This is a genomic window from Palleronia marisminoris (assembly GCF_900172315.1).
Classification (GTDB): Bacteria; Pseudomonadota; Alphaproteobacteria; order Rhodobacterales; family Rhodobacteraceae; genus Palleronia; species Palleronia marisminoris.
The window spans coordinates 152,329-166,120 of the sequence record NZ_FWFV01000004.1 but is presented as its reverse complement, the minus strand read 5'-3'; the positions used below and the strand labels follow the sequence as shown (position 1 = coordinate 166,120).

Sequence of the window (13,792 nt, the reverse complement as noted above, 5' to 3'; positions counted from 1 at the left end):
CGCAAGAAGGAAGCCCCATGCTCGTCGTGATCTCGCCCGCCAAGAAACTCGACTGGACCGACACCGGGACCGAAACCACGCAGCCCCGGATGCAGGATCAGGCGAACCTGCTGGCGCACCGTGCGCGTGAGCTGACGGCCGACGATCTGAAGCGGCTCATGCGCCTGTCCGACAAGCTGGCGGTGCTGAACCGCGAGCGTTTCAAGGCGATGGCCAACGTCTCGACCCTCGAAAACAGCCGCGCCGCCGCCGAGACCTTCGCCGGCGACACCTACCAGGGCCTCGACTGGGCCTCGCTGGACGGCGACGCACAGCGCCATGCGGACGGGCACCTGCGGATCCTTTCCGGCCTCTACGGCGTCCTGCGGCCCCGCGACGCGATCCAACCCTACCGGCTGGAGATGGGTACGCGGCTTGCGACCGACCGGGGCCGGTCGCTCTACGAGTTCTGGGACGACCGCATTGCAACGGCGCTGGCCCAGGATGCGGCGGCCACGGGTTCCGCCACACTTCTGAACTGCGCCAGTCAGGAGTACTTCGGCGCGGTCGATATCGCCGCACTGGGCCTGCGGGTCGTCACGCCGCGCTTCCTCGACGAGAAGAACGGCGAGGCCAAGGTGATCTCGTTCCACGCCAAGCGGGCCCGGGGCGCGATGGCGCGGTTCGTCTGCGAGCATCGGATTACCTCGGCCGTGGGACTGCGCGACTTCGATGCGGGCGGCTACGTCTACACGCCCGACCTGTCCGAGCCCGACGCACCGGCCTTCTTCCGCAGCGAGGCATCGGCTGCCAAGGCGGCCTGAGCCGGGCGGACCAGGGCGGCGGCACATTCCTCGGTCAACAGCGTGCGCTTCAGGGGCTTGGTCAACACCCGGTCGAGCCCGGCGGCGAGGATCTCTTCGATGTCCGCGGCAAGCGCGTGGGCGGTCATCGCCACGATCCGCAGGGGATGGCGGCCTGTCCTGGCTTCCCATGTGCGCAGGCGGCGCGTCATCTCGAGCCCGTCCATGTCCGGCATCGAGATGTCGGTCAGCAGAAGGTCGGGCGGGTCCCGCATCGCCTCGGCCAGGCAATCGGCGCCGCGCTCGACCACCCGCAGGTCCACGTCGAGAGGTTCGAGCAGTTTTTCCAGGACGAAGCGGTTCGTGGCATTGTCCTCGACCGCAAGGACCCGCGCCCGCCGGGTCGCTGGCCGCCGGGCCGGCTGGCCCTCGGCTGCCGGAGCGGGGGCAAGGGTCGCTGCGCGGATCGGCAGGCTGATCCTGAATATCGATCCGCCGTCCGGCCGAGCGCGGTAGTCGATCCGGCCGCCCATCTGCGTGACGAGGCTGCGGCACACGGCAAGGCCCAAGCCGGGTCCGTCATGCTGGCGGTCGTGCCCCTCTTCGATCTGCACGAATCCGTCGAAAATCCGTTCCGCGCGGTCGGGCGGAATGCCCGGGCCGGTATCCTCGACCGCGATCGAAAGCATCTTGTCCCGAACGGCGCTACGCACGGTGATGCCGCCGGAACGGGTGAACTTCACGGCGTTGCAGAGCAGGTTCGTCAGGACCCGCCGCACCTGCCGCGCGTCCGCCAGGATCGCCGGCGGCACGTCCTCGGCGATGTCGAGCGTCAGCGCAAGTCCACGACCATGCGCCTCGGCCAGGAAGCTGGCGACGATCTCGGCCAGCAGGTCCCGGGGTTGGATGGGAGCGAGTTCGAAGGCGAGGCCACCTGCCTCGGCCTGCGAGAAGTCCAGCACGTCGTCGAGCAGCCCGAGCAGCCCCTCGGCCGAGCGGCGGAGCGTCTCGGCCATCTCTCGCTGGCCGTCGTCCAGGCGGGTGGCGAGCAGCAGGTCGGAGATGCCCACCAGCCCGTTCATCGGCGTGCGGATCTCGTGGCTCATGTTTGACAGGAACGCGGATTTCGCGCGCGACGCAGCCTCGGCGGCCCCGGCCAGACGCGCAAGCTCGATCTGCTGGGCCTTGATCTCGGTGATGTCGATCCGAAGGCCGGCACGTCCACCGTCCGGCAAGGCGATATCGACCGCGCGCAACCAGCGGCCGTCGAGCAGCCTGAAATCGTGGCTGCTGCCGTTTTCGCATTGGTGGTGCGTGATCCGGTCCCCGAGCCAGTCGTCCGGCCCCTCGACGAGGAAGCGGCCCTCGTCGACACCGCTGCGCAGGATGTCGGTGAAGGTGACGCCGCGCTTGGCCTCCTGGCGGGAAATGCCGACGAGGTTCAGGTAGGTCTCGTTCGCCGCGACGAGCCTGTCGTCGGCGTCGAAGACGACGAAGCCGTCGGGCAGGGCCTCGATCGCGGCGCGAAGGCGCAGGATCCCGGTCTGATTGATGGCCAGCGTGACGATGCCGCCATCGGGCAGCCTGCGGTCCACCAGCTTGATGAATTGCCCGTCGGAGAGGCGCAGGATCGCTGTCGGGATCTCTTCCTGGCGCCAGCGGCCCTTCATCCACGCGCACCACGTTTCACCGTCGGGCGGGGTGTCCGCGATCCGTTCCGAGACCAGAAGCTCGCACATCCGCTCGTAGGTGATGCCGGGCGCGACCTCGGGCACGCTGTCCAGAACCGACAGGTAGGCGTGATTGGCGACGACCAGGCGGTGGTCCCTGTCGAAGATCGCGAACCCGTCGAGGATCGACTGCAGCCCTGCCCAAACCTGGCCGAGCTCGTTCGTCCGGTCGAGCCGCGTCGCTTCCGATCGCTTGGCCTCGATCTCGTGGGTGAGGCGGTGCGAGGTCTCTTCCAGCCGGGCGATCCGGTCCGTCAATTCGCGCTCGCGGTCCGTCGCGAGGTGCTCGCGCCGTTCCCGTTCGCTGTCCAAGGCTTCTTCGGACCGCATGGCATCCCCGCTGGCCGCATCACGGCAAGCATGGGGCGGCCGGGTTAACGGGGCGCTAAGGGCGGATCAGATTCGCTCGATCGCCAGCGCGATGCCTTGGCCGCCGCCGATGCACATGGTGATCAGCGCCAGCTTTCCGCCTGTGCGCTGCAGCTCGTACATGGCCTTGACCGTCAGGATCGCGCCGGTGGCGCCCACCGGATGGCCAAGCGCGATGGCACCGCCGTTCGGGTTCACGCGGTCGCCGTCGAGGCCCAGCTCGCGGTTCACCGCGATCGCCTGAGCGGCGAAGGCCTCGTTCGACTCGATCACGTCAAATTCGTCTGCAGAAAGGCCTGTACGCTCGCACAGGTTCCGCACCGCGGGGATCGGGCCGAGGCCCATGACCTCGGGGCGGACGCCGGAATGGCCGTAGCCCAGCACGCGGAAGGCGGGCGTCAGCCCTGCTTTCTCGGCCGCGGCACCTCGGGCGAGGACCAGCGCGGCGGCACCATCGTTGATGCCGCTGGCGTTGCCGGCCGTGACCGTGCCATCCTTCTGGAACACGGCGCGCAGGGCGGAGAGCTTCTCGGCCGAGGTGTCCTTGGGATGCTCGTCCTTGTCGAAGACCGCCGCGTCGCGCCCGGCCCGAACCTCGACCGGCGCGATCTGACCGGCGAAGCGATCCTCGGCAATGGCCTGCGCGGCGCGTTGTTGCGAAGTCAGGGCGAAGGCGTCCTGGTCCTCGCGCGTGATGCCGTGCTCGGAGGCGACGTTTTCAGCCGTGACGCCCATGTGGCCGGTGCCGAAGGGACAGTTGAGCGCGCCCAGCATCATGTCGCGGGTCTCGACGTCGCCCATCTTCTGGCCCCAGCGGGCGGCGGGGAGGATGTAGGGCGAGCGGCTCATGCACTCGGCGCCGCCGGTCAGCACGAAGTCGGCGTCGCCCATGGCGAGCGCTTGGACCATGCTGACGATGGCCTGCGCGCCCGAGCCGCAGAGGCGGTTCACGTTCATCGCCGGCACGGTCTCGGGCACGCCGGCCTGCATCGCGGCGACGCGCGACAGGTACATGTCGCGCGGCTCGGTGTTGATGACGTGGCCGAAGGCGACATGGCCGATCTGCCCTCCCTCGACGCCCGCGCGCTCCAGCGCCGCTTTCGAGACGGTCGCGGCAAGGTCGATGGGCGGGGTGCCGGCGAGCGCGCCGCCGAAGGTGCCGATCGCGGTTCGCGCGCCGGACAGGATCACGATATCGTCGAGCATGTGGGCCTCCCTGATGGTCCGCGAAAATGCCTAGCGCCGGCCCCTGCGCCGGGGAAGCGAAACGCTGCGTGAGCGAGGGATCTCACGGCGTCGGCAACGATCCGTGAAGTGGTCGCGGGATCGGTTCTTTTCCGCGACGTTTTGCGCTATACGCTGCGCAGCATCCGACATCCGAGGGAGGTCCCGCATGCCGCGCATCGCCTGTCTTTTCGCCCTGGCGCTAGCCTGGCCGGCCGCCGCGCAAGAGGTCTCGCCCCGTCCCGAGCTGCGCGGGGACGCCGATGCCCCGCTGGCTGAAACGGTGACGTCCTCGAAGACCGAGGCCGCGCCGAGCTTGCTTCCGATCGTTACCCTGGCCCCGCGCGCCCGGCCCGAGAATCTGCCCACAGTTTCGCCCCGCCAGGACGCGTTCGAGACCTGGCTGTCCCGCTTCCGCGGGCGCGCGCTGGTGCAGGGCGTGGACCGGGCCACGGTCGATGCCGCGCTGGACGGGCTGACCTACGACACCGAAGTGATTGCCCGCGACCGCAATCAGAGCGAATTTACGTCGACCCTGTGGGACTACCTCGACGTCGCCGTTTCCGACACGCGGGTGGTCAATGGGCGTAACGTGCTGACCGATTTCGGCCGCGTGCTGGAGGCGGTCGAATCGCAATACGGCGTCGACAAGGAAGTCGTCGCGGCGATCTGGGGACTGGAGAGCAACTTCGGCACCCACCGCGGCGGTACCGATGTCGTCGAGGCGCTGGCCACGCTGGCCTTCGACGGACGCCGGGGCGCCTTCTTCGAGGCGCAGCTCGTCGCTGCGCTGAAGATCCTCGAATCCGGCGATACCGGGGGTGCGCCCCTGACCGGCTCGTGGGCCGGGGCGATGGGACACACGCAGTTCATCCCGACGACCTACCTGGTCCACGCCGTCGACTTCAACGGCGACGGCCGCCGCGACATCTGGGGCCGGAGTCCCGCCGATGCGCTGGCCTCGACCGCCGCCTACCTGGCGCGGCACGGCTGGGTGCTGGATCAGCCCTGGGGCGTCGAGGTCGCGCTGCCCGAGGGGTTCGACTATCGCCTCGCCAAGCGGGACGAGGAGCGTCTGCCCTCGGAATGGGCGGAACTGGGCGTGACGGCGGTGGACGGAACTGCCGTTCCCGACCATGCCGAGGCGTCGATCATGGTGCCCGCGGGGGCCGGTGGTCCTGCCTTCATGACCTTCCCCAACTTCGACGTGATCGAGCGCTACAACGCCGCCGATGCCTATGTCGTCGCCGTGGGGCACCTGAGCGACCGCATCGCCGGGGACGGCCCCCTCGTCGCCGAGTGGCCGCGCGAGGACCGTGCGCTCAACTCGGGCGAGCGCGAGGAACTGCAGCGCCGCCTGACCTCGGCCGGGTTCGATACCGAGGGCATCGACGGGCGCATCGGGCCGCTGACCGTCGCCGCCGTGCGCGCCTATCAGCGGGCGAGCGGGATGGTGCCCGACGGGTTCGCCTCGCTGCGGGTGCTGCAGGCGCTGCGGGACGGCTAGTCGAGACGTACGCGAGGGGCCTGCTCGGCCCGTTCCGAGCGCGGCCAGTCCAGCGGGATCGCCACCTCTCCGCGCCCGTCCTTGAGGGCGGCGAGGGCGTCCATGTCGACTTCGGCGCGGGCCCAGCCGGACGTCTTGGGCGGCACCTGGGCGAGGATGCCGTCGTCGGGAAAGCCCCTGTCTGGCGGGGCGAAGATTCCGGCGCCGGAGCGGTTGGTGTCGAGAAAGCAGCAACCCTCCACATCTCCGATGGTCTGGCTGAGCGCGGTCACGCAGGCCCCTTCCAGCGCCCGCGCCCGCGCCGCCGCCCGCACCCGTGCCGCGCCATGCGGTGCGTCGGTGCAAGCGGGGATCAGCAGGACGTCGCAGGGCTGAGCGCGGGCCAGCAGGGGAAACTCCGCGTCGTGGCAGACCAGCACCCCGATCCGGCCGAGCCCCGTGTCGAAGACCCGCAGCGGGTCGCCGGGGACGAGCGTGGTGTGCGCACGCTCGTAGGGGGTGGGGATCTGCTTGTCCTGCCAGAGGACGGTGCCCGAGGGCGCGATCAGGTGGGCCCGGTTCACGAGGCCCGCTTCGCTCGCCACGGGCAGGCTGCCCATCAGGATGTGCCGCTCGCATCGCTGCGCCAGGTCCACGTTCAGGGCCAGCACGTCGTCGGCCGTGCGCGCGGCGTGATCGACCCAATCCTGCGGCGTGTCGCGGGCGGGGGGCGTGGTCAGGCACGGCTCCATCCCCGCATATTCGGGGAAGACCAGCAGGTCGGCCTCGGCCGAGGTCACCCATGCCTCGAGCTTTGCCGCATAGGTCTGCCAGTCGGCGTGCCGCTCCAGCGGCCAGGTGGCCGATGCGACCCTCACAGCGGCTTGGTCCAGACGCGCAGGCGCTTTTCGGTGGGGGCGTCCTCGTTCACGTCGCGCCATGTCATCGTGACATGCGCGTCCCGCGCGGTGTAGCCGCGCTTTTCCCAGAACGGGCCGAGGGGGCGGGCGTCCTTGGGCTTCAGGGGGTGGTCGTCCGGCCGCTCGACCGCGCAGAACATCGAGACGTCGAAGCCGAGGTCGCGGGCGTGAGTCTCGCGCCGGTCGAAGAAGGCGTGCCCGGCCCCCTGGCCGCGCCAGGCGGGCAGAAGGACCGACTCGGCGCAGTAGAAGACCTGGCCCATCGTCAGCCCCAACTCGTCCAGCGGCACGTCGCTGGCATCCTCGTGCCGGGCAAGCGGCATTCCGGTGGCGCAGCCGACGATCCTTTCGCCATCCTTGGCTGCCACGAGGATCGCGCCCTCGGCCTTCTCGTAGCTGCGCAGGTAGTGGGTCTCGTTCGCTGGGTCGCCATCGTAGAGATAGGGCCAGGCGCGGAACACTTCGGTCCTGAGCCGGGCGAGGTCGTCCAGGGCGTGGCCGATCTGCGCGTCTCTCAGCGTCTCGAAGGTCAGGCTCATCCGCCTACCTGCTGCAGCCAGTCGGCGAGGTTGTAGTGGGTCGACACGCGGATGATGCGGTCCTCGGCGATTTCGAAGAACGAGCCGACGGGCAGCACATACACCTGTCCCGTTGCCTCGGGCAGGCCGGACTGACTTTCCAGGTACGTGCCGTGGATGACGAATTCCGCCGCGGCGCGGCCGGTGGGACCGGTGAAGATCGCCAGGTCGCGCGCCTCTTCGCGGTAGGCTCGGTCCATCTCGGACAGGAAGGCGCGGAAGGCCTCCTTGCCGGTGCGGACCTCGCCTTGGTTGGGGTGGTGGCGCACGTCGTCGGACACGAGGGCGGCCATCGCGTCGGCGTCGCCGGCGTTGAAGGCGTCGAAATAGGTCTGGATCAGCTGGGTATCGGTCATGGAGTGGATAATCTCCGTCTGGGTGCGGTATGCGAGTCGGCGGCGAAGGGCGGCCTCCGTATTCCGTCCCACCTAGCGATCGAGGTGGCCCCGACTACCCCGCCAAACCTCACGAAAGGATGCGGTGCGGATCTTTTGCGCATGTCCTACCAGTCGTATCTGCGGGACGGCCGCCGAATCGCCGGGATCTTGGAAAGACGACTTTATGACCGTAGCTCCAGCGCGTCTGCGCATTCTCGTTGCGGACGACCATGACCTTCTTCGGGAGATGCTGCGCGACTATCTGCGGGCCGAGCCCGATCTCGACGTCGAAACGACCAGCGACCTGCCCTCGGCCGCCGAACTGGTGCGCGGTGGCCCACCGTTCTCGGTGATCCTGCTGGACTACAACATGCCGGGAATGCAGGGGCTTGCGGGGCTTCAGGCCCTGCGGGAGATCGCGCCGGAGACGCGGATCGCCATCATCTCGGGCACGGCCACGCCGGAGGTGGCCCGGCAGGCCCGAGCGGCGGGGGCGTCGGGGTTCTTCCCGAAGACCGTGACCCCGCAGGCGCTGGTCGGGGCCATCCGCGCCATCGCGCAGGGTGCCGAGTACGAGGCTGGCGCATTCTTGCCCGACGATCGCATGGCCACCCATCCGCTGGCCGCACAGCTCTCGCCGCGCGAACTCGAGGTGCTCGAGCGCATCTGCAGAGGCCTGCCGAACAAGGAGATCGCCCGCGATCTCGACATACGCGAGCCTACGGTGAAGCTCCACGTCAAGACGCTCTACCGCAAGATCGGGGCGGCGAACCGCACCCAGGCCGCGATGATCGCCAAGCAGCAGGGCCTGTTCTGACCCGCTCCGGTTGACCGGGCGGGTCCGTTGCCCCACATAGAGACCGATATCATGTGGTAGAGATTGCCGCATCGCCGCATCCAACGGGACGCGGTCGGCGACAGTTTCGCCACCCGCGCCGGACAGCGCGGTCACATCCGGCCCCTGCCGGCGCACCGGAACTGCTCCGGCCCGCCCATTTCGGCCGTCTGCACGCGCGTCGCCGGCACCGCGCCCGTTCACTCCGGGCCGTTCGGCGATTTTCCGCGCCGCCAAACAAAAGGAGACCCCATGCTACGCATCGCGACCACCCCTGCCATCTGGACGAACGAAGACGACACGCAACTCGACGCGGGCGTCAAGCCCGAGGCCCTGATCTCGGAAATCGCCGATCTCGGATACGAGGGCGTCGAGGACGGCCGCGGCTTGCCGCAGGATCCGGCCGCGCTCAAGGATGCTCTGGCCAACGGCAAGCTCGACCTGGTCGCGTCGTATCACGGCACGAACCTCCTGAACCTCTCGGTCGAGGAAGAGCGCGAGGCGATGGAAGCCGTCGTCGCCCGCATGAAGACCGTGGGCTGCCAGACGCTGATCCTGCGCGAGGTCTCGAACGCGATCTTCGCCAAGGACGTGCCGATGTCGAAGCAGCCGAGCCTGACCGCCGAGGAGTGGGACAGCTTCGGGCTGAAGCTCGAGCAGCTGGCGACCTGGCTTGCCGATCAAGGCATCACGGCCGTCTACCAGCCCTACACAGGCACCGTCGTCCAGACCCCCGAAGAGGTCGACAAGCTGATGATGGAGACCGGGCCCAACCTGTTTCTCCTGTTCGACACGGCGCAGGTCTATGTGGGCGGCGGCGAGCCGACGCAGGTGCTGACGCGCCACCTGCCGCGCGTGCGCCACGTCCACCTCGGCGACGTGCGGGTCCGTCCGCTGACCAAGGCCCGCATGAGCGACCAGTCCTGGAAGGAGGCCGTGCGCAACGGCATCTTCACGCTGCCCGGCGACAAGGACGGGTCGGTCGACTTCCGCACCGTGATGAACCTGCTGACGGCGTCCAATTACGAAGGCTGGCTGACCGTCTCTGCCGGCCTCGACCCCGAGCGCACCAATATCAGCGAAGTGCAGCGGCTGGCCTATCGCACCGTGGCCGGCCTTGCGGGACGGTCGCAGCAAGCGGCCTGACCTCTTCGCGGCCCAGTTGACGATATCCGAACGGAAATGCAGCGTCGAAGGGGAACTTTCGGCGCTGCATCGTGTTTGAAACTCCGGTTTCAGGGACGGCCGTATGACGAGTGACACAGTTTCCACGCTCCGGTCCCGCCTGCGGGCGGACACGGCAGAGCGCCACGCACGCCTGGATCGGGACATCTCCACGATCGACATCGCGACCCGACCGGGTTTCGTGCGGTTCATGCAGACCCACCACCGTGCCTTCCGCGCCCTCGACGCAGTCGCGCCGCTGCCGGCCCTGTGCGATCTGGCCGACCGTGCTGGCCGCGACCTGGATCATCTGGGCGCGCCCGAAGCGCCGGTGCCGGATAGGGGCGGCCCGCTGGATCCGCTGGCGGTGGATTACATCCTGCAAGGCTCGCGCCTGGGTACCAAGGTGCTGAAGCGCCGGTGGCATGCTACTGACGACCCGCAGGTCCGTGCGGCCGGGGCCTATTTCGACGCCCCCATCGACGCGGAAGGGTGGCGCGCGACCTGCGACGCGCTTGCCGCGCGACCTGCCGCAGGACCCGCCGCCGACCGGGTCGTCTCGGACGCGCTGCGTATCTTCGACATCTTCGGGACCGCTCTGGCCTGCGCGCCGGGCGAGAAAGGTCGACGCGTTGCCTGACCTCGAGCCGCCCGTGCCGAACACCGACGCCGTCGATCTGCCCAATTGCGACCGCGAGCCGATCCATATCCCCGGCCGTGTCCAGGATTATGGCTGCCTCATCGCCGTCTCGCTGGAGTGGATGGTGTGCCACGCCTCGGCCAACCTGTCCGCGCATCTGGGCCTCGACCCGGTCACGATGATCGGCACGCGGATTTCCGAGCACCTCGCACCCGATTTCCTGCACCGGCTGCGCAACCGTATCCAGCTTCTGGCGACCGAGGACAGCACGGTGCGGCTCTACCGTGTCGACCCCATTGGCGACGGCCGCGCCTTCGACGTCTCGGTCCACCTGTCGGGCCGGACCTACGTGATCGAGATGGAGCCAGCCAGCGAAGAGCCCGACCGCGACGATGCCACCGCGGTGCAGATGATGATCGCCCGGCTGCGGCAGCGCGACACGCTCGCCGGCGCCACCGACGAGGCCGCACAGGCGGTGCGCTCGCTGACCGGGTTCGACCGGGTGATGGTGTATCGCTTCGACGATGATCAGTCGGGCGAGGTGATCGCCGAGGCGCGCGGCGACGACGCGCATTCCTACGACGGGCTGCGCTTTCCCGCTTCGGACATCCCCAAGCAGGCGCGCGCGCTCTACACGCGCAACCTGATCCGCATGATCGCCGACGTGGACGCGCCAACGCACGAGATCCAGCCGGCGGTGTCGCCCGATGGCGTGCCGCTCGACCTGTCGCTGTCGGCCACGCGCGCGGTGTCGCCGATCCACCTGGAGTACCTACGCAACATGGGGGTGCGGGCCTCGCTGTCGATCTCGATCCTGCGCAAGGGAAAACTGTGGGGCCTGATCGCCTGCCACCATCATTCGCCCCGCTATATCGATTTCGAACGACGCTCGGCGCTCGAGCTGTTCGCGCAGCTGTTCTCGTACGAGTTGGTCCAGAAAGAGACCGAAAGGGAGATGGAGGATGTCGAGCGGGCGCGCCGCCTGCACGACGTGCTGATGAACCAGGTCTCAAGCGGCGAGGGGCTGGAAGCCGAGTTCGACACCCTGGCCGACCGCATCGCCGAGGCGATCCCGCATGACGGCATCGTGCTCTACGCGGGCGGCGAATACACCGCGCGTGGCAGGGTGCCGACGCAGGACGAGTTTTACGGCCTCGCACGGTTCCTCAACGCGGCGAGCGCGACCGAGACCTTCGTCACCGACAATATCGAGGCGCACTACCCCGGCGCCGACAGCTTTGCCGACCGAGCGGCGGGGCTGATGGCGCTGCCCGTCTCGCGCACGCCGCGCGATTACATCGTCCTGTTCCGGCGCGAACTTTCGCAAAGCGTGGAATGGGCAGGCAATCCCGACAAGCCGGCCGAGACGGGCCCGAACGGCGTCCGCCTGACTCCGCGCAAGAGCTTCGAGACCTGGCGCGAGGTGGTCCGGGGCCGCTCTGCCCGATGGACGGAACCCGAGCGCCGCGCCGCGGACAGCCTGCGCATCACGCTGATCGAGGTGATCCTCAAGCTCACCGACGAGGCCGATGCGGCGCGCAAACAGGCCTCGGAGCGGCAGGAGCTGCTGATCGCCGAGCTGAACCACCGGGTCCGCAACATCCTGAACCTCATCCGCGGGCTCGTCAGCCAAAGCCGCGGCGGGGCCCTGTCGGTCGATGAATATACCCGCGTGCTCGATACGCGGATCACCGCGCTCAGCCGGGCGCACGACCAGCTGACGCAGCGCGAATGGGGCTGGTCGCCCCTGCGCGAGCTGATCGCGATCGAGACGCGCGCCTTCCTTGCGGGTCGAGGCGAACGGCTGCGGCAGACCGGAGACGAGGTCGAGCTGTCGCCGAACGCCTTCACCACGCTGGCGCTGGTGCTGCACGAATTGATGACGAACTCGGCCAAGTACGGCGCGCTGTCCTCGGCGACGGGCTCGGTCGACGTCGCGACCCGGCTGGAGCGCGACGGCACCCTCGTCATCGACTGGATCGAAAGCGGCGGTCCGCCGGTGAAGGCGCCGACCCGCGAAGGGTTCGGGACGACCATCATCCAGCGCTCGATCCCCTATGACCTGCGCGGCACGGCCGATGTGAGCTACAAGGTGACGGGCCTGACCGCGCGGTTCACCTTGCCCGGCCACCTCGTCCGGCCCTGCGCGGGAAGCGTTTCGCAGGTGGACCAGTCCGACGCGCCCGCGCCCGAGGTCTCGATTTCCGGGGCGGCGCTGGTGCTCGAGGACAACATGATCATCGCGATGGACGTGGCCGACATGCTGAAGGATCTGGGGGCGTCGGGTGTCCATATCGCGGCAGGCGTGTCGGACGCGCAGCGCCAGATCGAAGAGCACGACATCTCGATCGCCGTGCTCGACGTGAACCTCGGGACCGAGACGAGCGTCGTCGTGGCCGAGGTGCTGGCCGCGAAGGGCGTGCCGTTCATCCTGGCCACGGGCTACGGCGCGGTGGGTGAAATTCGCAACACCTTCCCCGAGGCGCCCATCGTCAAGAAGCCTTACACCGAGGCCGATTTCTCCGCGGCGTTGCGCAAGCTGGCAGGGTGATGCTGGATCGGCGGCGATCTGCCGCTATCCTCAGGGAACGAAGACAGGGCGAGGGGCCGCGTGTGACATTCCCGAGGGGACAGATCGTCGGGGACGACGCGTGAGGCCGCTCGTCCTCCCTGCCGCAGCGATCCTTGCGATCGCGCTGGCCGGGTGCCGCGGCCCGCAATCCGCGCTCGATCCCGCGGGGGCCGATGCGTCGAGCCTCGCCAGCCTGTTCTGGGTCATGCTTGCCGGGGCCGTGGTGCTGTGGCTGCTGATGAACGGGCTGATCTTCTACGCCTGGCGCGCCAAGCCCCGGCCGATCTCGTCCAAGGCCGCGCGGATCCTGATATTCGGCGGTGGTGTGGTCTTTCCCACCTTCGTGCTGTTCTTCCTGCTGGCCTACGGGCTGTCAATGATGCCCGACCAGCGCGCGCCGGGCGAAGGGCTGCGCGTCGAAGTGACGGGCGAGCAATGGTGGTTCCGCGTCGCTTATTGGCCCGAGGGTGCCTCCGAGCCGATCCACTCGGCCAACGAGATCGTGCTGCCCGTGGGCGTGCGATCCGAGATCACGTTGAAGGCCGACCAGGTGATCCATTCGTTCTGGCTGCCCTCGATCGCGGGCAAGACCGACATGTTCCCCGGGCGCGTGACCCGAATGAGCCTGTTGCCCACCGAACCGGGTGAATTCCGCGGCCAATGCGCCGAGTTCTGCGGCGAGAGCCATGCCTGGATGGCCTTCACCGCCCGGACCATGACGCCCGACGACTTCGCTGCCTGGGTCGAGGCCGAGGCCGCGCCCGCGGCAGTACCCGAGACGGACCTCCAGGCGCGGGGCCTCGACGTGTTCCTGTCCGAGGGCTGCGGCGGGTGCCATGCCATTCGCGGCACGCCAGCGCGCGGCCGGGTGGGGCCGGACCTGACCCACCTCGCCAGCCGGGGCAACCTTGCCGCCGGCGCACTGAAGGTGACGGTGCCGGATCTGATCGCCTGGATCAGCCACCCCGAGGCGATCAAGCCCGGCGCCAAGATGCCCGCCTTCGACCACCTTCCACGCGAGGACATCGCCGCGATGGCCGCCTACCTGGAGAGCCTCGAATGACCGACGCCCCCCGCATCGGCGACACCAGCGCGCGCCGCGACCTCGAAAAGCA

General features: G+C 68.9%; 12 protein-coding genes. 7 read left to right on the top strand and 5 right to left on the bottom strand.

The features are described from left to right. The first annotated feature begins 17 nt into the window (after positions 1–17). Positions 18–803, top strand: coding sequence for a peroxide stress protein YaaA (yaaA, locus tag PAM7066_RS08755; RefSeq protein ID WP_085853779.1), 786 nt, complete (start codon positions 18–20; stop codon positions 801–803). Here the strand turns inward: yaaA and PAM7066_RS08750 are convergent. Both PAM7066_RS08750 and PAM7066_RS08745 read right to left on the bottom strand, forming a co-directional pair. Further along, positions 728–2,842 (bottom strand): hybrid sensor histidine kinase/response regulator, encoded by a 2,115-nt coding sequence (locus PAM7066_RS08750; protein WP_085853778.1) that lies wholly within the window; start codon positions 2,840–2,842, stop codon positions 728–730. The genes yaaA and PAM7066_RS08750 overlap by 76 nt on opposite strands. A 66-nt stretch (positions 2,843–2,908) precedes the next feature. Continuing rightward, positions 2,909–4,087, bottom strand: coding sequence for an acetyl-CoA C-acyltransferase family protein (locus PAM7066_RS08745; RefSeq protein WP_085853777.1), 1,179 nt, complete (start codon positions 4,085–4,087; stop codon positions 2,909–2,911). Between the two features lie 187 nt (positions 4,088–4,274). Between PAM7066_RS08745 and PAM7066_RS08740 the strand changes: the two genes are divergently transcribed. After that, positions 4,275–5,612 (top strand): lytic murein transglycosylase, encoded by a 1,338-nt coding sequence (locus PAM7066_RS08740; RefSeq protein WP_085853776.1) that lies wholly within the window; start codon positions 4,275–4,277, stop codon positions 5,610–5,612. Here the strand turns inward: PAM7066_RS08740 and PAM7066_RS08735 are convergent. Genes PAM7066_RS08735 through PAM7066_RS08725 form a run of 3 tightly spaced genes read right to left on the bottom strand, consistent with a single transcriptional unit; the run spans position 5,609 to position 7,445 of the window. Next, entirely contained in the window at positions 5,609–6,469 is an 861-nt protein-coding gene (locus PAM7066_RS08735; RefSeq protein ID WP_175484608.1) for a nitrilase-related carbon-nitrogen hydrolase, read from the bottom strand. The two genes, PAM7066_RS08740 and PAM7066_RS08735, sit on opposite strands and share 4 nt — an antisense overlap. Then, on the bottom strand, positions 6,466–7,050 hold the full coding sequence (locus tag PAM7066_RS08730; protein WP_085853774.1) for a GNAT family N-acetyltransferase: 585 nt from the start codon (positions 7,048–7,050) through the stop codon (positions 6,466–6,468). Before PAM7066_RS08730 ends, PAM7066_RS08735 begins: the two co-directional genes overlap by 4 nt. Then, positions 7,047–7,445 carry a ketosteroid isomerase-related protein gene (locus tag PAM7066_RS08725; RefSeq protein ID WP_085853773.1) on the bottom strand — a complete coding sequence of 133 codons (399 nt, stop codon included), beginning with the start codon at positions 7,443–7,445 and terminating at the stop codon, positions 7,047–7,049. The genes PAM7066_RS08730 and PAM7066_RS08725 overlap by 4 nt, the downstream gene beginning before the upstream one ends. Before the next feature lie 205 nt (positions 7,446–7,650). On the opposite strand from PAM7066_RS08725, the gene PAM7066_RS08720 reads away from it, so the two are divergent. From PAM7066_RS08720 to PAM7066_RS08705, 5 genes are all read left to right on the top strand, one after another. After that, entirely contained in the window at positions 7,651–8,283 is a 633-nt protein-coding gene (locus PAM7066_RS08720; RefSeq protein WP_245749636.1) for a response regulator, read from the top strand. Between the two features lie 270 nt (positions 8,284–8,553). Beyond that, positions 8,554–9,447 carry a TIM barrel protein gene (locus PAM7066_RS08715; RefSeq protein ID WP_085853772.1) on the top strand — a complete coding sequence of 298 codons (894 nt, stop codon included), beginning with the start codon at positions 8,554–8,556 and terminating at the stop codon, positions 9,445–9,447. A gap of 229 nt (positions 9,448–9,676) precedes the next feature. Further along, positions 9,677–10,105, top strand: a complete 429-nt coding sequence (locus PAM7066_RS19315; RefSeq protein WP_246799786.1) for a heme oxygenase-like domain-containing protein — start codon at positions 9,677–9,679, stop codon at positions 10,103–10,105. Between the two features lie 13 nt (positions 10,106–10,118). After that, on the top strand, positions 10,119–12,656 hold the full coding sequence (locus PAM7066_RS08710) for an HWE histidine kinase domain-containing protein (protein WP_246799785.1): 2,538 nt from the start codon (positions 10,119–10,121) through the stop codon (positions 12,654–12,656). A gap of 100 nt (positions 12,657–12,756) precedes the next feature. Further along, a complete protein-coding gene (locus tag PAM7066_RS08705; protein ID WP_085853770.1) occupies positions 12,757–13,740 on the top strand; it encodes a cytochrome c oxidase subunit II in 984 nt (327 codons plus the stop codon). The last annotated feature ends 52 nt before the right edge of the window (positions 13,741–13,792 follow it).

Excerpts from the sequence above, each read along its gene's own strand:
- yaaA (WP_085853779.1), top strand. The coding sequence starts at position 18 with ATGCTCGTCGTGATCTCGCCCGCCAAGAAACTCGACTGGACCGACACC.
- PAM7066_RS08750 (WP_085853778.1), bottom strand. The coding sequence starts at position 2,842 with ATGCGGTCCGAAGAAGCCTTGGACAGCGAACGGGAACGGCGCGAGCAC.
- PAM7066_RS08745 (WP_085853777.1), bottom strand. The coding sequence starts at position 4,087 with ATGCTCGACGATATCGTGATCCTGTCCGGCGCGCGAACCGCGATCGGC.
- PAM7066_RS08740 (WP_085853776.1), top strand. The coding sequence starts at position 4,275 with ATGCCGCGCATCGCCTGTCTTTTCGCCCTGGCGCTAGCCTGGCCGGCC.
- PAM7066_RS08730 (WP_085853774.1), bottom strand. The coding sequence starts at position 7,050 with ATGAGCCTGACCTTCGAGACGCTGAGAGACGCGCAGATCGGCCACGCC.
- PAM7066_RS08725 (WP_085853773.1), bottom strand. The coding sequence starts at position 7,445 with ATGACCGATACCCAGCTGATCCAGACCTATTTCGACGCCTTCAACGCC.
- PAM7066_RS08720 (WP_245749636.1), top strand. The coding sequence starts at position 7,651 with ATGACCGTAGCTCCAGCGCGTCTGCGCATTCTCGTTGCGGACGACCAT.
- PAM7066_RS08715 (WP_085853772.1), top strand. The coding sequence starts at position 8,554 with ATGCTACGCATCGCGACCACCCCTGCCATCTGGACGAACGAAGACGAC.
- PAM7066_RS19315 (WP_246799786.1), top strand. The coding sequence starts at position 9,677 with ATGCAGACCCACCACCGTGCCTTCCGCGCCCTCGACGCAGTCGCGCCG.